The sequence below is a fragment of the Bombilactobacillus sp. ESL1097 genome, from assembly GCF_058107205.1.
In genome coordinates this window covers 292,139-312,170 of record NZ_JBYLUB010000001.1, presented here as the reverse complement: position 1 = coordinate 312,170, position 20,032 = coordinate 292,139, and the positions used below count along the sequence as shown (strand labels likewise).

Annotated in this window: 19 protein-coding genes and 1 riboswitch; of the genes, 4 read left to right on the top strand and 15 right to left on the bottom strand. The window is 38.8% G+C overall.

Annotation, left to right across the window (positions count from 1 at the left end; translation table 11 throughout):
* Positions 1–2 precede the first annotated feature (2 nt).
* Positions 3–3,524: a transcription-repair coupling factor gene (gene mfd / locus AC3B6D_RS01350; RefSeq protein WP_489769210.1), complete on the bottom strand. Its 3,522-nt coding sequence runs from the start codon at positions 3,522–3,524 to the stop codon at positions 3–5.
* 10 nt (positions 3,525–3,534) lie between these two features.
* Positions 3,535–4,092, bottom strand: a complete 558-nt coding sequence (gene pth / locus AC3B6D_RS01345; protein ID WP_489757122.1) for an aminoacyl-tRNA hydrolase — start codon at positions 4,090–4,092, stop codon at positions 3,535–3,537.
* A gap of 410 nt (positions 4,093–4,502) precedes the next feature.
* Here pth and AC3B6D_RS01340 point away from each other — a divergent pair, with 410 nt between their 5' ends.
* The 3 genes from AC3B6D_RS01340 (at position 4,503) to cbpA (ending at position 6,452) form a co-directional block, all read left to right on the top strand.
* Positions 4,503–5,474: an L-lactate dehydrogenase gene (locus tag AC3B6D_RS01340; protein ID WP_489757121.1), complete on the top strand. Its 972-nt coding sequence runs from the start codon at positions 4,503–4,505 to the stop codon at positions 5,472–5,474.
* A gap of 154 nt (positions 5,475–5,628) precedes the next feature.
* Entirely contained in the window at positions 5,629–5,772 is a 144-nt protein-coding gene (locus AC3B6D_RS01335) for a hypothetical protein (protein ID WP_489757120.1), read from the top strand.
* A 14-nt stretch (positions 5,773–5,786) separates the two neighbouring features.
* Entirely contained in the window at positions 5,787–6,452 is a 666-nt protein-coding gene (gene cbpA / locus AC3B6D_RS01330) for a cyclic di-AMP binding protein CbpA (RefSeq protein ID WP_489757119.1), read from the top strand.
* A gap of 73 nt (positions 6,453–6,525) precedes the next feature.
* On the opposite strand, the gene thiW is transcribed toward cbpA, so the two are convergent.
* The 8 genes from thiW to AC3B6D_RS01290 all read right to left on the bottom strand — a co-directional run bounded on the left by thiW (position 6,526) and on the right by AC3B6D_RS01290 (position 13,729).
* Positions 6,526–7,035 (bottom strand): energy coupling factor transporter S component ThiW, encoded by a 510-nt coding sequence (gene thiW / locus AC3B6D_RS01325; RefSeq protein ID WP_489774750.1) that lies wholly within the window; start codon positions 7,033–7,035, stop codon positions 6,526–6,528.
* Positions 7,036–7,187: 152 nt separating this feature from the next.
* A riboswitch (TPP riboswitch) is annotated at positions 7,188–7,276 on the bottom strand.
* A 44-nt stretch (positions 7,277–7,320) separates the two neighbouring features.
* Entirely contained in the window at positions 7,321–8,034 is a 714-nt protein-coding gene (locus AC3B6D_RS01320) for a C39 family peptidase (RefSeq protein WP_489774749.1), read from the bottom strand.
* Positions 8,035–8,217: 183 nt separating this feature from the next.
* Complete coding sequence (locus AC3B6D_RS01315; RefSeq protein ID WP_489757116.1) at positions 8,218–8,562, bottom strand: type II toxin-antitoxin system PemK/MazF family toxin; 345 nt, start codon at positions 8,560–8,562, stop codon at positions 8,218–8,220.
* Complete coding sequence (locus tag AC3B6D_RS01310; RefSeq protein WP_489757115.1) at positions 8,546–8,809, bottom strand: ribbon-helix-helix domain-containing protein; 264 nt, start codon at positions 8,807–8,809, stop codon at positions 8,546–8,548. The genes AC3B6D_RS01315 and AC3B6D_RS01310 overlap by 17 nt, the downstream gene beginning before the upstream one ends.
* 230 nt (positions 8,810–9,039) lie before the next feature.
* Entirely contained in the window at positions 9,040–10,164 is a 1,125-nt protein-coding gene (gene alr / locus AC3B6D_RS01305) for an alanine racemase (protein ID WP_489774748.1), read from the bottom strand.
* Positions 10,124–10,525, bottom strand: a complete 402-nt coding sequence (acpS, locus tag AC3B6D_RS01300) for a holo-ACP synthase (RefSeq protein WP_489757113.1) — start codon at positions 10,523–10,525, stop codon at positions 10,124–10,126. The genes alr and acpS overlap by 41 nt, the downstream gene beginning before the upstream one ends.
* Positions 10,526–10,536: 11 nt before the next feature.
* On the bottom strand, positions 10,537–12,039 hold the full coding sequence (cshA, locus tag AC3B6D_RS01295) for a degradosome RNA helicase CshA (protein WP_489769213.1): 1,503 nt from the start codon (positions 12,037–12,039) through the stop codon (positions 10,537–10,539).
* Positions 12,040–12,361: 322 nt separating this feature from the next.
* On the bottom strand, positions 12,362–13,729 hold the full coding sequence (locus tag AC3B6D_RS01290) for a UDP-N-acetylmuramoyl-tripeptide--D-alanyl-D-alanine ligase (protein ID WP_489774747.1): 1,368 nt from the start codon (positions 13,727–13,729) through the stop codon (positions 12,362–12,364).
* A gap of 93 nt (positions 13,730–13,822) precedes the next feature.
* Here AC3B6D_RS01290 and AC3B6D_RS01285 point away from each other — a divergent pair, with 93 nt between their 5' ends.
* Positions 13,823–15,037 carry a multidrug efflux MFS transporter gene (locus AC3B6D_RS01285; RefSeq protein ID WP_489757110.1) on the top strand — a complete coding sequence of 405 codons (1,215 nt, stop codon included), beginning with the start codon at positions 13,823–13,825 and terminating at the stop codon, positions 15,035–15,037.
* A 94-nt stretch (positions 15,038–15,131) separates the two neighbouring features.
* Here the strand turns inward: AC3B6D_RS01285 and AC3B6D_RS01280 are convergent, their stop codons facing one another.
* The 5 genes from AC3B6D_RS01280 to AC3B6D_RS01260 form a co-directional block, all read right to left on the bottom strand.
* On the bottom strand, positions 15,132–15,380 hold the full coding sequence (locus AC3B6D_RS01280) for a type B 50S ribosomal protein L31 (protein ID WP_489757109.1): 249 nt from the start codon (positions 15,378–15,380) through the stop codon (positions 15,132–15,134).
* 111 nt (positions 15,381–15,491) lie between these two features.
* On the bottom strand, positions 15,492–16,760 hold the full coding sequence (murA, locus tag AC3B6D_RS01275; RefSeq protein ID WP_489757108.1) for a UDP-N-acetylglucosamine 1-carboxyvinyltransferase: 1,269 nt from the start codon (positions 16,758–16,760) through the stop codon (positions 15,492–15,494).
* A gap of 153 nt (positions 16,761–16,913) precedes the next feature.
* Positions 16,914–18,527 (bottom strand): CTP synthase, encoded by a 1,614-nt coding sequence (pyrG, locus tag AC3B6D_RS01270; RefSeq protein ID WP_489757107.1) that lies wholly within the window; start codon positions 18,525–18,527, stop codon positions 16,914–16,916.
* A 238-nt stretch (positions 18,528–18,765) separates the two neighbouring features.
* Positions 18,766–19,308 (bottom strand): DNA-directed RNA polymerase subunit delta, encoded by a 543-nt coding sequence (gene rpoE, locus AC3B6D_RS01265; protein ID WP_489757703.1) that lies wholly within the window; start codon positions 19,306–19,308, stop codon positions 18,766–18,768.
* 287 nt (positions 19,309–19,595) lie between these two features.
* Positions 19,596–20,030: a YwiB family protein gene (locus AC3B6D_RS01260; RefSeq protein ID WP_489757106.1), complete on the bottom strand. Its 435-nt coding sequence runs from the start codon at positions 20,028–20,030 to the stop codon at positions 19,596–19,598.
* Positions 20,031–20,032: the final 2 nt, after the last annotated feature.

Below are 20,032 nucleotides of genomic sequence, written 5' to 3'. Positions count from 1 at the left end.
TTTTAACTTGTCTTTTCTAATTTGGCCTGCGCCTGTTTAGCAAATGGCGTTAAAAGTTGTTTTAAACCAGCTAATAAATCATCAGTTGGTTTTAACTGTAATTTTATCACAAAATAATGGTGCTCATTAGCCACGCGGGCCTTAAAATCAACAGTTGCCAAATTAGCGAAAAGTTGTTTCCCTGTTAAATAACGATTAGCCGCTGGATCAAACGTTATTTCGACTTGTGTCTCTAGTTGCACAATCTTCTTAACCAATGCTTGATCGGCTAAAATCTTTATGGCACTAATCTGCAATAAATTAGTTACTTCTTGTGGAAAACGGCCAAAACGTTCCTGAAGTTCCTGTCCTAATTGGGTAATCTGCTCTAGGGACTTGGCTTCACGTAGCCGCTTATAAATTTCAATTTTTTGACTTTCATCACTGATATACTCATGTGGTAAATAAGCTTCGACATTTAACCGTAATTGAGCATCGGTTAACGGCGTTTGTGCTTGTTGATTGCGCTTTTTGGCAACTGCTTCATTGAGCATTTGCGTATACAAGTCATAGCCCACAGAGTCAATAAAACCATGCTGTTGCTGGCCTAATAAATTACCAGCACCTCGAATAGCTAAATCGCGCATTGCAATTTTGAAACCGGAACCTAACTCTGTAAAATTCTTAACAGCTTCCAAGCGCTTTTCGCCAACTTCTGTCAAAGTTTTATTAGGTTGATACATAAAATAAGCATACGCCACGCGACTGGAACGCCCAACCCGCCCACGTAATTGGTACAACTGAGATAAGCCATAATGATCTGCGTTCTCAACAATTAGCGTATTGGCATTGGCAATATCGACACCGGTTTCAATAATTGTGGTGGTCACCAACACGTCATATTCACCATTTAAAAAACTAGTAATCACACTCTCTAACTGGTTTTCGGACATTTGACCATTAGCAATCCCGACTCGAACATCCGGAATCAGATCCTCCAAGATACTAACGGTTTGCTCCATATCTTCAACCCGATTGTGTAGATAAAATACTTGTCCACCACGCTGGATTTCGCGTTCAATCGCGTTACGAATCACTTCATAATTTTGTTCCATAACAAATGTTTGAATCGGATAGCGGTTAGGAGGAGCCGTCTCAATCACCGACAAATCCCGAACCCCCATCATCGACATGTTCAAAGTTCGTGGAATTGGGGTGGCAGTCATGGATAAAACATCAATTTGTGATTTGAGTTGTTTTAAGCGTTCTTTATGCTTTACACCAAAACGTTGCTCTTCGTCAATAATCAATAGACCTAAATCTTTAAACTGGATATCCTTCGACAACAAGCGATGGGTGCCGACAACAATATCCACGCTGCCATCAATTAAGCCTTGCTTAGTTTGCCGCTGCTGTGCTGTGGTTTGAAACCGTGACATAATCGCAATCTGTACCGGAAAATCCGCAAAACGCTCCAACATCGTCTGGTAATGCTGCTGTGCCAAGATAGTTGTTGGTACCAAAAAGGCCACTTGCTTATTATCATTGACTGCTTTAAAAGCTGCGCGTAAAGCGACTTCTGTCTTACCAAACCCCACATCACCCACTAATAGCCGTTCCATGGGATGGGGTTTTTCCATATCCGCTTTCACTTCCGCAATACTGCGCAATTGATCTGGTGTTTCAATATAAGCAAATTGTTCGTCAAACTTTGTTTGCAAATCATCATCTGGGGAAAAAGCAAAACCCGGTTCTGATTCTCGCTGAGCATATAATTTTACCAAATCATCAGCAATATCTTCGATGTTTTTTTGAACTTTTTGCTTAGTCTTATGCCATTCACTACCACCTAACTTATTTAACTTCGGTGATTTGCCTTCAGCAGACACATATTTTTGGACCATGTTCAATTGCGTAACGGGAATAAACAACTTGCCATCATCACGATACTCAATGGTCATATAGTCCTGGTGCTTACCGTCCACTTCTAATGTCTGCGTACCCAAGAATTTACCAATACCATGATTAACATGGACTACGTAATCTCCCGGTTTCAAATCCGTATAACTTTTTAATCGTTGCGCATTACTAATCGTTGAACGGACACGTTTGCGTTGCGGCTGGCGATTGAATAACTCCTTATCAGTAATAATAACCACTTTTTCTTGGGGCAGATCAACGCCAGCATGAAAACCGCCAGCTACTAATTGAGTCTGACCTTTTTGTAAAGTGGTAAGCGTTGCGGTTTTGGCTGTGATCTCAAAATCGGCTAAAGTTCGTTGTAATTTTTGTAAATTACTTTGATTACTGATTAATAAAACAATCGTGTATCCTTGCTTTTGCCACCGGTTGATCTCCGTCTTTAATAACGGTAAATTACTAAAAAATTGTTGAACACTGCGGCTATTTACATGCAGCAATTGCTGTAAGCGAAAAGTATAACTACTTCTTTGAAATAATGATAGATAAATTTGCGGCTGCTGGATTTTAGTCGTCACTTGATTAAATGTTTGCCGCAATTGTTGTTGTGGCAATAACTTCCCTGTTTCCAATTGTCCGCTCATCCACGCCGTATTTTCTTCAACATTGGCGCGCTCTTGTTCTTGCAAACGATTATAGTCATCGTAAACCAAAACCCCAGTGGGCGCTAAATAATCAGTTAACGTCGTAGTCGTAGAATATAATAAATCCACATATTGATTTAAATTAGCTGGCAGTTGTGCACGTAACATTTGGTCAATATCAGCTTGAAAATTGGTCCGTAACGCCTTTTTAGTAGCGTCATCTTTAATTTTCTTTAAATCAGCTTGCAAACGTTTTTGTAAGCGTTGACCACTTTGTTTCAAGACTTCTGGCGTGACTAATTGATCTTGCGCTGGCGTAATAGTTATTTGTGATAACTGCGCTTGGCTGCGTTGACTTTGCGGGTCAAATTCATGAATCGTATCAAGCTCATCGCCAAACAATTCTAATCTAACTGGTTGGTTACTGGTTAACGGATAAAAGTCTAAGATATCGCCGCGCAAAGCAAACTCACCAGGATGGGCAACTAAACTATCCCGCCGATATCCCAAAGTCACTAGTTGTTGTAGCAGGTGTTCCACCGTAATTTCTTGGCCGACTTTTAAACTTACTTGCGCTTCAGCAAATTGTTCTGGTGTTGGTAACAAATATTCCAGACCACTAACCGAAGTCACCACAATTCCCGGACGTTTCGTCTGTAAAAAATTCAAAGCTAAAATCCGTTGCCGTAAAGCCTGCGGTGAGCTAGTTGCTACTTGCGTCGCAATTAAGGCTTCCACTGAAAAGTTATACAGTTGCTGTGCTGGTAGCAATTGGTGTAAATCATCACATAACAAATCTGCATGGTAATTATTATCAGTAACGAGCAACACTGGTTGTTGTGTTTGCTCAACTAAAGTGGCTAAAAATAATGCTTTAGCCGATCCACTAAGACCCGTCAATAATTGTTTTGATTGCGGTTGTAATTGCGCAATAAATTTTTTCAAATCATGATTTTGTTTTAAAAAATCAACTAGTTGCACTATCTTTCTCCTAATTAAAATCATTCATTGTTTGTTGAAAATTATCCGTAGTAATCCATTGTTCAATCGCTTCAGCTGCCCGCTGGATGCCAGCTTGCGCCTGGGGCGCATCAGCCTCAGAAAATGGATCTAACACCCAATTAATCACTTGTGAACGTTTAGGATGCCCAATTCCAATCTTAACCCGCTTGAATTCTTTGGTTCCGACCGCAGAGATAATACTTTTTATACCATTATGTCCACCAGCTGAGCCTTGTTGACGTAAACGGACCTTCCCAATTGGCATATCTAAATCATCTTGAATCACTAAAATTTCTTCCGGACGAATTTGATAATAATCCATGAGCATTCGTACCGCATTACCTGAAGTATTCATAAATGTTAAGGGCTTAACTAAATAAATTGCTTCGCCCTGTAATTTAAAACGCACATCTAGTGCGGAACATTCTTTTTTGTTTAATTCCACTTGATAATACTGGGCCAATTGATCAATTGTCATAAACCCCATATTATGTTTTGTCTGATCATATTGTACGCCCGGATTGCCTAATCCAAAAATTGCCTTCATAATTTTTCACCTAGTTTTCAAGTTTTAATTACATAATTTATTAACTAATATTGCTTAATTTTTCCAATTCAATCTTTCTCTAAAAAATTTAAGTCCCTTCGACTTAAAATGCTAGTGTTTAGGTTATCACTAATAATTAATGTTCGTTGTGGTTGAAAACAAAGCCCAGCAATTAATATTAATAGCTCGTAATTTTTGATTTCAACATAATTTTAACAAGCATTGCTGCTTGATTATAACATTTATCTTGAAAAAATATCCGTCATAGTAATGGAACTCAAATAGCTTTCTCAGGCTATTTTAGTCTAATTTAATAGTGTCAAATTACACAAACCACTTTTTTTTCAGAAACTTGCGTGGTAAAATCAAGTCGTGCAGTTATTAACAAAGTAAAAAAAGGGGTAGAATTCATGACAAGTATTACAGATAAAAACCATACTAAAATTTTATTAGTTGGTGATGGTGCTGTTGGTTCAACATTTGCTTACGCAATGACTTTACAAGGTATTGCTAACGAAATTGGCATTACTGATATTGCTAAAGATAAGACCAAAGGTGACGCATTGGACCTTGCTGATGCCACACCTTTAAGTTATCCAACTAAACTTTATTCTGCTGAATATAGTGACGCCAAAGATGCTGATATCGTTGTCATTACTGCTGGTGCTCCACAAAAGCCCGGTGAGACGAGATTAGATTTAGTTAATAAGAATTTAAAGATTCTACAAACGATCATTAAACCAATCGTTGATTCTGGATTTAATGGAATCTTTTTAGTTGCTGCTAACCCAGTAGATATTTTAACTTATGGTACTTGGAAGATTTCTGGTTTCCCAAGAGAACGGGTTATCGGTACTGGTACTTCACTAGATACTGCTCGTTTACGGAAATTTGTTGGTCAAGAATTAAATGTTGACCCTCGTTCAGTTCACGGCTATATCTTGGGTGAACACGGTGATAGTGAATTTGCTGCCTGGTCTCATGTAACAGTTGGGGGCTTAACAATGGCTGAATTGCGTGCTACTCATCCAGAATTAACCGAAGAAAAATTAGCTGAACTCAATGATACCATCGTTAATGCTGCTTACGACATTATTAATACTAAAGGTGCTACCTTCTATGGTATTGGTACTGCTTTAGCACGAATCTGCCAAGCTTTGTTACGTGATGAAAATACTGTTTTACCATTATCCGTTGGGATGAACGGTCAATACGGTGTCCAAGATCTATACATCAGTTCACCAACTGTGATTAACCGCAATGGTGTCCAAAAGATTTTGGAAATTCCTTTAACTGATGCCGAAAAAGCTAAAATGGACAATTCTGCAGCGCAATTACGGAAAGTTGCTGAAGATAGCTTTAAAGAAGTTGGCATTAAATAATTTAATTAAACAAAAGACTGAATCAGAGATTGGAGCAATCAGAGTAACAATCACTTCAGTCTTTTTTTATGGCCAAATTAATCGTCATTAATTTGTCAAACCCGGAACTTGGCTTTACAATAAAAGATAATAGATAATGATTGGAGGTTCATCAATGAAGAAGTTCATGATTATTTTATTAGTCTTATGTGTGTTATGCGTTTTAGGTGGCATTGCTTTAGAAAATTGGTGGTTAGGTATTGTACCTTTGTTTGTTGCCTTTTGGCCAGCAGCTTATTTTGCTTCCAGCGATGAGTAGTAAAGGAGACAATCATGCTGATTAAATCACTTGTTTTAAAAAAACAATTTTTAACTACGGTTCAAGAATCAGTTACTTTAGCTGAAGCTTTACAAATTTTAGAAGATACTGGTTTTCGGTGTGTCCCGATTTTAGATGAAACGGGAACAATCTTTCGGGGCAATATTTATAAAATGCACATTTACCGTCACAAATCACGTGGGGGTGATATGAACTTACCAGTTACCTATCTAATCAAGAATGCAACCAAAACCATTCCCGTGAACGCTCCCTTTTTTAAAGTCTTTTTTAATATTAAGGATTTACCTTACATTGCTGTTTTAGACGAGAACAACCATTTTTACGGAATTTTAACACATACTAAATTATTAAATATGTTATCTGAAGCCTGGAATATTAATACTGGTAGTTACGTCTTAACGGTAATTTCCTCGGGACAAAGCGGCGAATTAGCAGCTATGTCTTCAATTATTAGTCGCTATGCTAATATTGCTGGTTGCTTAACCTTGGATGCCCGCAAAACAGCTCTCGTACGGCGGAATTTATTTACGTTACAATCGGGACTGACACCAGCTACGCTAGCAAAAATTGTTCATGAACTAGAAGAAAACAACTTTCGCGTAGCCGAAATTGATGATTTGCAAAAGGGCACTATTTTAAACGAGCTCCCCCAAGCTTAAAGTCAATTGAAGAATTTTTTTAATACTAAAATGAGGCTCGGACAATTTTGGTCCGAGCCTCATTTTTTATTTTTTAACGAAATAACTTTTGGATCTTTTGAAAGGTAGATAATTTACCCAATTTAATTAATAATAAACAAGATACAATAGAACCCATAATGGCTGCGCCTAAAAAACGGGGCGTATAAACGAATAAATATAAGCCACTAGCTGATCCTGTGAACCAGGCCATTACTGGATAAGATAATAATGAACCAATAATGCCCGTACCAATTATTTCTCCCAGAGCAGCTGACCACGAATGCGGCCAAACTTTGTAAAAGAATGCCGCTAAAAAAGCGCCAAAAACCGCTCCTGTTAAAGCTAATGGCGGAATACCTAAAAATAGCATCCGCATTAACCCACAAATCAAGGCCATCAACGTCGCAGCGAACGGATTCATTAATACCGCCGCAATGATATTGACAACACTCGACATGGGAGCCATGCCCTCGACTCTCAAAATTGGTGATAGGATAAAATCCAACGCAATCATTAATGCTATCACTGTTAATCTTTTGACCTGCAAACTTTGTTTCGTCATCACTGTTTCCTCCAACTATTGAATTAAAGTCGAAGGGGGTTCACAGCCTTAAAAACATCTTGAAGCCAAAATAAGTTCAAGAACTAATCAGCTTCAGCCAGATCTCAAAACAATTCCCTTATCTCAAGATCAGTTATCAACAATTAGCTGCCAGCTTATTTTGTGTCTATTCCTGCGCTAGTATTATCTAGATCAGGTTCACGAGTATGTTCTCAGCTATTTAGCACCCCGTAGACTTTCTAAAATTCATTATAGTAGCTTTTGTTGATTTAGGAACACCCAAATTTATTTTTGACTTAAATATAAATATTGAGCTCGCATTCCCGTAAAAGAACGCAATAATTTTTTAATTGGAACTTTCCGATCTTTTTTCTTGAGTGGGTCATTTACATAAAAATAATGTTGATCAATACCAGTCACAACTACCGAATGAATCAAAGGACTGACGGTCATTGTTCCTGAAGGCGTCTTCCATTTGAGCAAATCATTTTTGGTCACTGGTTGAAAATCTAACGTAGCCAAAATCCAAACTGGTTTCTCATGGTGTATCAAACGTTTTAAATCGGCTGGCTGTAAATTTTCGCCACTGTGAACCTGATATTTGTTACCGACAATTTGCCGACACAACTTACTAATTGGTTCCACGTAAACGCCCATAGCTGCATAACCATCTTTGATATTACCAACAAACCCCTTACGCGGATCACCATGGTGCGTCGCATCTACAAAAAAAGGCTGACGGTCAATCTGAGCTGCCAAGTCATTTTTAGTTTCGTGAAAACCATAGTATCGCAATAACATTGACAATGAAGTCACTTCACAGCCATTTTTTAAAGGATTATCCTCTAGTTGATTTTCGTAAGGTACATCTAATAAAACCTCTTGATGGTAAGTGAACGGATTATGCAGACCATCGGCGGCGATAAACAAATAATAACCTAGACCACCAACTAAGAAGATTGCTAAAAAGAATATGACGAACTTTGTAGTTTTTTTCATATAAATAATTATACTCAGATACTGGCTTTTTTGTACGATAATTATTAATTTCGCTAGTTAAAAAAAGTTAAAACAAAAAATGCCCACAAATTTTTAAAAATTTGCGAACATTTTTGTGAAGACTGCTTTCTCAAATGCTATTTAGTACTTCCACTTACAACGTCTTTTATCGCAATCTTAATTTTATACATGAATACTAATTCTTAAAGCTTTATCAACTGCACTCATTTTTTCTGCTGACAGAGTCGTTACTTTTTCTTTTAAACGTTGCTTATCAATTGTGCGAATTTGTTCAGTTAAAATCACTGAATCTTTACTAAAACCATCTTCCTTAGTAATACCAACATGCGTCGGCATCTTCGGCTTTTCGATTCGCCCAGTAATGGCAACAATAACGGTTGTCGGGCTGTAACGATTACCGACATTATTTTGTACTACTAATACTGGTCGCATTCCACCTTGTTCGGAACCAACCACGGGTGATAAATCGGCGAAAAATACGTCGCCACGTTTAATTGGAATAGCCACTGACTTGCCTATCTACTTCCTGTTCACAAATTGAAAAAGCATTACTTATTTCTTCGTTAATATCTGCCATATTTAAATAACCATCAACTAATTGACCTACCATCCGATCCTCTTGCTGAAAGAAGTTAAACAATGCTTCATCAATAACATAATTAGTATCACAAGCATTTTCAGCGCTATACTTCTGCAATCGATCGACGACATCAGAATCTAATTGAACGGAAAAATTTTTCTGAAATGCGGCCATGGTTATTCTCCCCCCTAATCTTTTACCAATTAAATATCATTGTCAACTACCGGACTCAGTCGCTAGCAACTAATTATCCAAAAATCAGCTAATAACTATTATATCTTGTTTAAAAATTATTCATAGCTAGAGTTCAGTGTTCCAGAAGTCTGTTTTTTTAAACTTAACGTTATTTTAACACAATTAATTTAAAAAACAGGACTGCTTCTGACGTTAATTCAGTTGAGTACCTAATTAATATACGTGCGGGGAATTCGCTCGGATAGAGAACATAAAATTTCATAGTTAATGGTTTGACCATAGCTAGCTACATCATCAACACTAATAGTTTGCTGGTCTTGAGTACCGATCAGCGTCACGGTAGTTCCTAACGCATAACGCTGAGGAACTTTAATCATTAACTGATCCATACAAATGCGCCCCACAATCGGACACTTATGCCCTGCTACTAAGACCGAACCACCACTCAAATTTCGATGCCAGCCGTCAGCATAACCCAGTGGCACCGTGGCAATCCATTCCGACTCAGCTTGCACGGTATACGTTGCTCCATAGCCGACTTTGTCACCGGCATGTAACTGGCGCAAAGCAACAATTTGACTAGTTAAGCTTAAAACGGGTTTTAAAGGTAACGACACATCATTACGCAACTTACCGGCCGGACTTAGTCCGTACAAACCAATCCCGAGCCGCACCAAATTACTGTTGTCCAAAGTTGGCGCCCAAATAGCAGTGGCCGTATTAGCCATATGCACATAGGTAAACTTAAGTGGCAATGCAGTTACCGTCTGTTCAAAAGAGGCCCATTGTTGTTGAAAATAAGCCGAATTTTGTTCATCGGCAGTCGCAAAATGCGTAAAAATTCCTTCCGGAATTAATAACGGTGATTGCTCCAAGATTTGACATGCCGCTAATAAACTTGCCTTATCTGCTGGCATTCGAAAACCAATCCGCCCCATCCCAGTATCCAGGGCTAAATGCACCTTCACTGGGGTTTTAACCTGTTTACTAGCTTGCACTAACCATTCATAGCTATCGACGGTTAGCGAAATGTCATGTTGTGTCGCCAACGGTGCTTGTTCAACCGGAACAACATTTAAGACCAAGATTGGTTCTGTAATATGAGCATGCCGCAATTGTAAGGCTTCGTCAATAGTAGCAACACAAAAACCATCCACTTGGACTTCCTGTAAAGCTTTGGCCACTTCTACCGCACCATGATGATAAGCATCAGCCTTCACAACCGCAAAAACTTGCCGCTGAGGGCCGGCCAATTGCCGAAAAGTCAAATAATTCTGTCTTAGTGCCTGCCGATCAATCGTGATCATTGTCGGACGGTGGATTGAAGGTTGCATCTGAACCACTTCCCTTTTCCAAGATAACTTCGGTCATTACATAAGTTTGAGTATGTGAAATCGAAATCCAAACAGTTCCAGTATATACCTTTTGTTTAACATAAGGTTGTCCATTATCACTATTTAAAATTGTTAAATCTTGAAAACTAACCGGCCCAATACCGGTGCCCAAAGCCTTACTAAAAGCCTCTTTAGCAGAAAAGCGGCCCGCCAAAAACTCTTTTTGACGCTGACCGCGATATTGATGAAATACATTTTGTTCTGCTACCGTTAAAACTTTGGTTAAAAAACGGGGCTGTTTTTGATAAGCCTGCCAAATGCGCTCAATTCCTGCTATGTCAATTCCTAAGCCTTGAATCAACTGAAACTCCTTTACCGACTATTATTAGTCCTAATTGTAAAGTTACGATGATGGTTGTTATTATTGTTGCGTTTTTGCCGGTCATCATGAGAATAATGCCGGCGATCATTATTATTGTACCGCCGACGGTCGTTACCCCGATAACGAGAATGTGACCGGTGATCATTACCACCACGGTAATTACGGTTATGGCGACTCGGCAATGGCCGTTCTGGTGTAATCTTTACCGGAATGGCTTCAGGATCTTTCGTCAAATTCTTCAATAATAATTCAACTAATTGAACATCATCATATTGTTCCAATAACTGTTGTGCCACTGTTTGAAACTTATCCAATTTACCATGGCTAATTTGTTCAGCAATCTTTTTAGTTGCATCTTCTAGCTGTCCAGCTAATGCTTGTTGATCAGTTGGCGGCTTTAAGGGCAACATCCGCACCTTAGTTAATTGCTCAATTGCACGTAAATAACTCATTTCATTTGGTGATACAAACGTGATGGAAATTCCAGAGCGACCGGCACGACCCGTCCGGCCAATTCGATGCACATAACTGTCTGGATCTTGGGGAATATCATAGTTAAATACGTGACTAACACCAGAAATATCTAAGCCCCGCGCAGCAACATCCGTTGCCACTAAATATTCTAATTTTCCCGCTTTAAATTGCTTCAGAACACTCATCCGTTTTTGTTGGGACAAATCACCATGAATACCTTCAGCATTATAGCCCCGCGCTTTTAAACCCCGAGTAATTTCATCAACCCGCCGTTTGGTCCGCCCAAAAATAACGGCCAATTCTGGCTTTTGAACGTCAAATAACCGAGTCATGGTATTAAACTTTTCATATTCCTTAGAACGAATCATATATTGTTCAATTTTATCTGCGGTTAATTCTTTAGACTTAATTTGAACTATTTTGGGATCCTTCATAAACTTCTCGGCAATATTCATAATTGGCCGCGGCATGGTTGCTGAATAAAGTAAGGTTTGATGATCCGCTTGCACATTCTTCAAGATATTTTCAATATCTTCAACAAAGCCCATATCCAACATTTCGTCTGCTTCATCTAACACAACCGTTTGGACATGGTCTAATTTTAAAGTATGGCGCTTAATATGATCCAAAACCCGTCCGGGAGTGCCCACGACAATTTGGGGATGATTACGCAAAGCTTGAATTTGCCGCCGAATATCGGAACCACCATAAACTGCTTGCACTGCTACATGATGATAGCGACCTAAACGATGCAACTCTTCTTGCGTCTGCACAGCTAGTTCTCGAGTTGGTGAAATAACCAAGGCTTGAACATAAGGTGCATGTGTATCCACTGTTTGCAATAATGGCAAACCAAAAGAAGCGGTTTTACCAGTACCGGTTTGTGCTTGACCAATGACGTCCACCCCTGATAAAACTAGCGGAATGGTTTTTTCTTGAATGGGCGTTGTCTCTTCAAAACCCGCTTCCTGTGTTGCTTTTAATAAGTCTTCATTTAAATTAAGTTCACTAAATTTCAAAAAATATCCTCCTAGAATTGTGAAAGTCAATCACAAAACAGGGGCTAGTTTTGTATCAAATCAACTGTCTTGTAATCATTATCATTATTTTTCAGAAACTTTCACTAGCTAACTACTTTACCACGTTTTGAATTGAAGATAAAGAACTTTAACTCAAATCAACTGTGACATGGAGCGTTGAGAAGTTAAGTATGGCTTACTTAAGTTTTGGTTTTTAAACTTAAGAACTTGGCCGTAGCTAGTCGCAAACTGCTGCTTCCGGGAACGTCACACCATTACAATCAGCTGTGAAATTGAGTTTTAAATTAAATACCGGAGCAATTTATTTCAATAGTGCCTGCACAACTTCATCTAAGTGCAAACCATTGCTAGCTTTTAATAAAACTAAATCATTGGCCTGAATCGTTGCTTTTAAATCATTAATTAATTGCTGCTTTTGGTTTAGTTCATAAAAAGCCACTGGAAAATCAGGTGGTAAAGCTTTTTGTAAAGCTGCTATCTGTTGACCATATAAGTAAATTTTATTAATTTTAGAAAAATCAATGGCTTGTGCCACACTGGCATGCAACTGAGCTGACTTTTCTCCCAGCTCTAACATATCACCCAACACTAATAGGCGCCGGCCTGGTTGTGTAATCGGAAATTCCTGAAAATTTTTAATCACATCAATCATCGCCGTCGGATTAGCATTATAGACATCACTTAAAATTTGTGTGCCGGCAGCTGTCCGCAACCACTGGGTCCGGTTTTTAGTAGGTTGAAAATCACGCAATGCTGACTGCATTCGTGTTAATGGCACTTGATAATGTCGACCTACTAACAGGGCTGCTAGAGCGTTATCCACATTATAATCACCCATTAACGGTAAACTAAACTCTAAGTTTTCATCCCAGTTAATTTTAAAATTAGTATGTGTCTGATAAGTCTGAATCATCGTCGGATACACATCTAATTGTGATTGCTGACCGAAAGTTTGTTTAGCCTGCGAAACAGTTTGGGCTCTAGTTTGCAATAGCGGCTCTGAGCCATTGTAAATAAACAAACCCGTTGTTTTTAAAGCCGAAACGATTTCCATCTTAGCATCCGCAATTTTAGCTCGTGTGCCGAAGAATTCAATGTGAGCTTCACCAATCATCGTAATGACTGCCACATCGGGACAAACTAATTTTGATAAAGCGGTCAACTGACCGGGACGATCCATTCCCATTTCTACCACTAAAATTTCCGTATCGGGAGCCATTTGTAAAATGGTTAGCGGTACTCCAATTTCATTATTAAAATTAGCCGGTGTTTTCGCTACGCGATATTTTTGCGCTAAAATCGCCGCTACCATATCTTTCGTCGTTGTTTTGCCATTACTGCCAGTAATGCCCACTACTTGGGGATGAATCTGAGCTAAATAGGTTTGGCTCAACTGTTGCACTGCTTTTAGTGGGTCAGCCACCACTAAATAATTCTCAACATTCGTAGCTGGTAACGGATGATCCGCTTGCCACAAGGTGGCCACAGCTCCTTGGTTCAGTGCTTGTGCAACAAATTCATGACCATCACGTTGATCAATCAAGGGAACGAACAAGGAACCAGGCGTCACTTTACGACTATCAAAAACCACATCACGCACGATGGGATCCTCACTAAAGGTTTGCTTCAATTGCAGCAATTGCGCAATCTGACTTAAATGCATTTTCATAAATGTACTCCTTAATTATTTTTATTGAGAATAATTGCCAGAAATTAACTTTTTGAGTGCTATAATATTTTCATGTAAATGGAAGTGAAATTAATGCAGGAAGATCGATATTGGCAAAGAAACATGTATATCTTAACGTTTGGCAATTTTATTGCCGGCATTGGTTTTAGCATGGTTGTGCCATTTTTATCATTATATATTAACACGTTACAACATTTTAGTAATGCTCAATTATCATTTTGGTCGGGAATTACATATTCCATTACCTTTTTAGTTTCCGCGGCTATTTCTCCGATGTGGGGCAAATTAGCAGACCGAAAAGGACGTAAGACCATTATCTTAAGGGCCTCACTGGGCATGGCTATCGTGATTGGTTGTATGTCTATCGTCACTAATGTGTATGAATTGTTAATTTTACGGGCTCTTCAAGGCATCTTTTCAGGATATATTAGCAATTCTAACACTTTAATTGCTACAACTGCGCCCTCCAAAAATGTAGGTAAAGCTTTGGGAACCTTAACAACCGGAACCGTGACAGGTAATCTATTGGGGCCGTTAATTGGGGGCGTGATCGCACAATCCTTCGGTTACCGCCTACCGTTCTTGATTACCGGTATTTTGTTATTGAGTGCCTTCGTTCTTTGTCTATTTTTCGTCAAAGAAGACTTTACTCCGGTACCTAAAGATCAACAGGCAACCTTTAAAGAAGTGTACCACCAAATTCCTAATCCCAAAATTATTATTGGCATGTGTATCACGACCTTCATTATTCAAACAGCTAATAATTCGATTAACCCTATTATTAGTTTGTACGTACATCAATTAATGCATGGTCAAGGTAAAGTGGCCTTTATTAGTGGTTTAGTTACTGCCATGCCGGGAATTCCATCCGCACTGTTAGCTTCGCGCCTAGGCGCTTTAGGTGACCGCATTGGGACTAAACGAGTCTTAATTGTGGGACTCATTTTTGCAACTATCGTTTATATTCCACAAGCTTTTGTCACTAATGTTTGGCAACTAATGGCTTTACGCTTCTTAGTGGGTATTTCAAACGCTGCCCTACTCCCTCAAGTTCAAACTATTTTAGCCAAAGAAAGTCCGCATGAAATTTCTGGCCGGATCTTCGGCTATAATCAAAGTTTTATGTACATTGGCAATTTTGCCGGTCCTTTATTAGGATCGTTAGTTTCAGGAACCTTAGGTTACGCCATGGTCTTCTTATCTACTGCTTTCTTAGAGCTAATCAATTTAGGTTTTGTTCAACAAGTGACCAAGAAACCTAAATTAAAAGACAATGTTAACCAATAGTCTACTAAGAATAACTTAACTACTAATTCTGAGCCGAAAATATTGGCCAATAAAAAACGTCCTCGTAATTGAGGACGTTTTTTTAGTAAAACAATTATTTTTCTGTCAAGCCATACTTCTTGTTGAAACGATCGATTCGACCATCGGCTTGTGTAAACTTTTGCTTACCAGTGTAGAATGGATGAGAATCAGAAGTAATTTCAACCCGAATCAAAGGATATTCTTTACCCTCATAATCGGTAGTTTCATTTGATTGAACTGTTGAACCAGCTAAAAACTTCTTACCCGTTGCTGAGTCCATAAAAACAACTTCATGGTAATCAGGATGGATTCCTTTTTTCATAATTGACACTCCTTGGCCCTAGACCATTTGCTGATCTAGAGATTAATTTGACTAACAACTTGTTATGATAGCACTAAACAAATAAGGACGCAACCAGCTGACTGTCCGATATTAAAATTCTTGTTTTCCATTATAGGAAACATCAGCGCGCAAATTGCGTAATTTCGTAATGATTCGGTCATAACCCCGCATGATATTTTCAGCTTGATGAATGACTGTCGTGCCTGAAGCCATCAGTCCCGCCACCATCAAACTAGCACCACCACGAATTTCTTCTGCAGTTACTTCAGCGCCAATTAAATCATCAGTATGCGTTACTTCAATTTTGCCTTCGACAACTTTAATATTCGCACCCATTTTGATTAATTCGGGGACGTGGCGTGTCCGCTTCGGATAAAGGGTATCAATAATCGTGCTTTTACTATCGGCACGGAACAATAAAGGAGTCAAGGGTTGTTGTAAATCAGTGGCAAAACCCGGATAAGGACTGGTCTTGATTTCCACCCCACTCAATTGACTGTTTGGATAGACAAAAATACTATCCTCGCGAACATCAATATGGACACCTAACTCTTGAACTTTAGCCAAAAAAGCATCTAAATGTTCCGCAATAATATTTTTGATTAAAATACCGTCACCCATTGACGCTGCAATGGATAAATAAGTTCCGGCTTCAATCCGATCGGGAATAATCGTGTGCGCATTAGTGGCGCGTAAACTTTGCACACCCGTAATACGAATAGTTTGTGTACCCACACCCCGAATTTTGGCACCCATATTATTCAAAAATGTTGCCAAATCAATGATTTCAGGCTCTTTAGCAGCATTTTCAATGATGGTCGTTCCCTGTGCTCTGACAGCAGCCAAAATAATATTAATAGTGGCTCCCACTGAAGCCATATCCAAGAAAATCCGGGCTCCATGTAAACCTTCAGGCGCTTCAACGACAATACAATGATCTTTTTCAGATACTTGCGCACCTAAAGCCTTAAAACCTTTAATATGTTGATCAATCGGCCGCGGACCAATATCATCCCCACCAGGAAAACCAACCACTGCCTTGCCAAATCGTCCTAATAAAGAACCAATAAAATAATAAGATGCACGTAAACTATTAACTTTACTATGTGATAAAGAAATCGGAAAAATCGCAGTTGGATCAACTTTTAAAACTTCATCTTTAAACTGTGATTTAACGCCCATTTCCTGTAATAGATCCATTAAGTTATAAACATCCCTAATTTGCGGTACAGAATCTAAAACGACCGGCGTATCTGACAAAATGGTCGCGGGAATAATTGCTACTGTACTATTTTTAGAGCCACCAATAGTGACTGATCCGGAAAGTCTTTTTCCCCCATGAATAACCATTTCTGCCATAATTTTCAATCCTTCTTTGTTAGTCGTTGCCTCAATAGATTATTATCATTATTTTATAATACACGAAATAGTGATGGTCAGTTATCAATAATAATAAATCCCACTATAAAATAATAATATAAACTGTACGCAAAGTACACCTATTATTGGTCTTTAAAAGTCTATTTCGGACAAGTTGCTAGCAGCTTTCATAAATTCTTTAAAAATTGGTTCTGGACGGTTCGGACGCGACAGAAATTCTGGATGATATTGTGTCCCCACAAAGAATTTATTCTTCGGCAATTCAATAATTTCTACTAAATGATTATCTGGCGAAACCCCAGACATAACTAAACCTTTATCTTGTAATAATTCTCGATAATCATTATTAAATTCATAACGATGACGATGACGTTCTTGAATAACACTTTGGCCGGCATAAGCCTGGGCTGTTAAGGTATTCGGTTTTAACTTGCAAGGATATAAACCTAATCGTAAAGTTCCACCGATATCTTCCACGTCTTTTTGATCCGCCATTAAATCAATGACTTTATGCGGAGCATTTTCGTCAACTTCACCACTAGTAGCATCTTTAACCCCAGCCACATTACGAGCATATTCAATGCTAGCCATTTGCATACCCAAGCAAATTCCCAAAAATGGCAAATCATTTTCACGGGCATACTGGATTGCTTGAATCATTCCTTCCAAACCACGGGTACCAAAACCACCAGGAACAATTAACCCATCGACACCTGCTAATTTTTCAGCAACATTATCTTTGGTTACTTCTTCCGCGCTAATCCGCACGACGTCAATATCGGTGTCAAAACAAAAGCCAGCATGTTTCAAAGCTTCATTAATGGAAATGTAAGCATCCTTTAAACCAACGTATTTACCCACCAAAGCAATTTTAGTCTGATGCTTCAAGTTCAATACCCGCTGTTCTAGCTTCTTCCATTCACTCATATCAGCTTGTGGGACATCTAAATGCAAGTAATCACAGACAATTTGGTCCAGATTTTGTTTTTGTAAATTCAAAGGTACTGAATAAAGTGTTGGTACATCCATTGATTCCACCACGGCTTCAGGATCAACATCGCAAAATGAAGCAATTTTATTGCGCATTCCTTGTGAAATTGGCTTTTCTGTCCGCACAACCAAAATATTAGGCTGAATACCCAAGCCCCGTAATTCCTTGACACTATGCTGTGTCGGCTTAGTTTTCATTTCATCAGCGGCGCGTAAATAAGGAACCAACGTTGTATGAATATAAACTACATTTTCCGAACCTACTTCGGATTTCATTTGGCGTAAAGCTTCTAAATAAGGTAAAGATTCAATATCGCCGACTGTGCCCCCAACCTCTGTAATGATCACATCTGAATCCGTGGTTGTAGCAGCCCGCATAATCTTTTCTTTAATCATATTCGTTACGTGTGGAATCACTTGGACAGTAGCCCCATTGTACTCACCTTTACGTTCTTTGCGTAGAATTTCGGCGTACAATTTTCCAGTTGTGACGTTGGAATATTTGTTCAAATCATTATCAATGAAGCGTTCATAATGACCTAAATCCAAATCAGTTTCCGCACCATCATCTGTGACAAAAACTTCTCCGTGTTGATATGGACTCATCGTTCCTGGATCAACGTTGAGATACGGGTCAAACTTTTGTAAAGTCACCTTCAAGCCACGATTTTTTAGCAAACGTCCCAAAGATGAAGCGACGATCCCTTTGCCTAAAGACGAAACAACACCACCAGTGACAAAAATATATTTGGTCATTCAATTTACTCCTTTGAAAATTAATTGAGGGAAAGATTAATGATTTAAACCTTAAACGAAAGCCAGAAACAAAAGCAGAAGTCTCTTTGTCAATCAGCTTCCATTCAAAACTAAAAAAGCTCCCTATTCTATAAGAACAGAGAGCCTTTATTGCACATTGTAAAGTGCCCAAGCGGTATTTTACAATGAATTAAATATCTTGTCAAATTAGATTTAGGCTATGTTATAATGACTGTGCTTATTCAGCATCAGAATCATCGTCATCGTCTTCATCAGAAAACTCACTCAAATCGCCTTCAATACCATCCTGCAAATCATCAGTCGGATCGTCATCGATGTCACTATCATCCGTATTGCCAAAAGTTAGATCTTGATGTGAAAACTTCGATAAATCTGGCGTGTGATCATTAGAGTCTTCCTCGTCATCATCACCTGTGTCGACGGTATCGTCATCATAGTCAATGACATCATCGTCATCGTCTTCATCATCCAAGAAAGCGTTCACGCGTTTTAACGTCGGTGCTTTAACATTATCTGCATCTTCAGGATGGTTGACTTCTTCATCAACAGAATCATAAGGATACCACGTACGTAGTCCCCAGACATTTTCACCTAAAGAAATAAAGCCGCCGTCATCATTTAAATCTGTATAAAATTGCGGTAACCGTTCACGAATCTCGCTATCACTTTTACCCATGAATTGCTGGATTTCATTCACAATATCCGCAAAGGGGAGCACTGAGCCTTTTTGTTCCAAGATTGCGTGCGCTACTTCGATCATGGACAAATCTTTTTTGTCTTCGCCATCGAATTGTTTGAGTTCTAAAGCCAACTACGTACACGTCCTTTCAACGTGGATGGAACCAAAAGAGGATGTTTATAATTGAGACAATTAAAAACACCGATTGTCAATAACGTTTCAAAAAGTCCTGAACTACCTCTTCATTCCTGCCAATTGCACCAGGAAGGTCCAAAACTTCAAACGACTATCTGTTATAGAATGCTCAACTCGTGAGCAACTTTGGTTCCAACCTCTTTCAACAGTCTAGTTCTAATATTACAGATTACTCAACTAAAAATCAATTGTAACTTGTAATCTCCCACCAAATTAGTTCCTGAATGCAGTGAATAATCTAAGTGCACACTACCCGATAACGGCATTTTCGACACTGCCACTTGCAACTGGTTAGTATGTGATACTAACGGAATTTGACCATACTCTGTCATATAATTAAAAGCTTGATCATTTTGTTGGTCAAACATCATATTCGTGGTTAAGTGTTCACCCGTTTGGCGCTTAATCGTGATTTGATTATTGGTGGCAATTTTAACAATCACCTTAATATTTTCTTGTTCTTTTGGTGATTCCTGGTAACGAATATATAGTTTATCACCCATAATCACCGCTTGTCCGGTTTGATCAACTCGATAATTATGAACTTGCCCTTCTTGTATAACCTGCGTTTTTAATTGCACTTGAATATCTTGAGCAGTTCGTTCCACAT

Bases quoted from the DNA above. Each gene is read 5' to 3' on its own strand.
- pth (WP_489757122.1), bottom strand. From the start codon at position 4,092: ATGAAGGCAATTTTTGGATTAGGCAATCCGGGCGTACAATATGATCAG.
- AC3B6D_RS01340 (WP_489757121.1), top strand. From the start codon at position 4,503: ATGACAAGTATTACAGATAAAAACCATACTAAAATTTTATTAGTTGGT.
- AC3B6D_RS01335 (WP_489757120.1), top strand. From the start codon at position 5,629: ATGAAGAAGTTCATGATTATTTTATTAGTCTTATGTGTGTTATGCGTT.
- cbpA (WP_489757119.1), top strand. From the start codon at position 5,787: ATGCTGATTAAATCACTTGTTTTAAAAAAACAATTTTTAACTACGGTT.
- thiW (WP_489774750.1), bottom strand. From the start codon at position 7,035: ATGACGAAACAAAGTTTGCAGGTCAAAAGATTAACAGTGATAGCATTA.
- AC3B6D_RS01320 (WP_489774749.1), bottom strand. From the start codon at position 8,034: ATGAAAAAAACTACAAAGTTCGTCATATTCTTTTTAGCAATCTTCTTA.
- AC3B6D_RS01310 (WP_489757115.1), bottom strand. From the start codon at position 8,809: ATGGCCGCATTTCAGAAAAATTTTTCCGTTCAATTAGATTCTGATGTC.
- alr (WP_489774748.1), bottom strand. From the start codon at position 10,164: ATGCAACCTTCAATCCACCGTCCGACAATGATCACGATTGATCGGCAG.
- AC3B6D_RS01290 (WP_489774747.1), bottom strand. From the start codon at position 13,729: ATGAAAATGCATTTAAGTCAGATTGCGCAATTGCTGCAATTGAAGCAA.
- AC3B6D_RS01285 (WP_489757110.1), top strand. From the start codon at position 13,823: ATGCAGGAAGATCGATATTGGCAAAGAAACATGTATATCTTAACGTTT.
- AC3B6D_RS01280 (WP_489757109.1), bottom strand. From the start codon at position 15,380: ATGAAAAAAGGAATCCATCCTGATTACCATGAAGTTGTTTTTATGGAC.
- murA (WP_489757108.1), bottom strand. From the start codon at position 16,760: ATGGCAGAAATGGTTATTCATGGGGGAAAAAGACTTTCCGGATCAGTC.
- pyrG (WP_489757107.1), bottom strand. From the start codon at position 18,527: ATGACCAAATATATTTTTGTCACTGGTGGTGTTGTTTCGTCTTTAGGC.
- rpoE (WP_489757703.1), bottom strand. From the start codon at position 19,308: ATGATCGAAGTAGCGCACGCAATCTTGGAACAAAAAGGCTCAGTGCTC.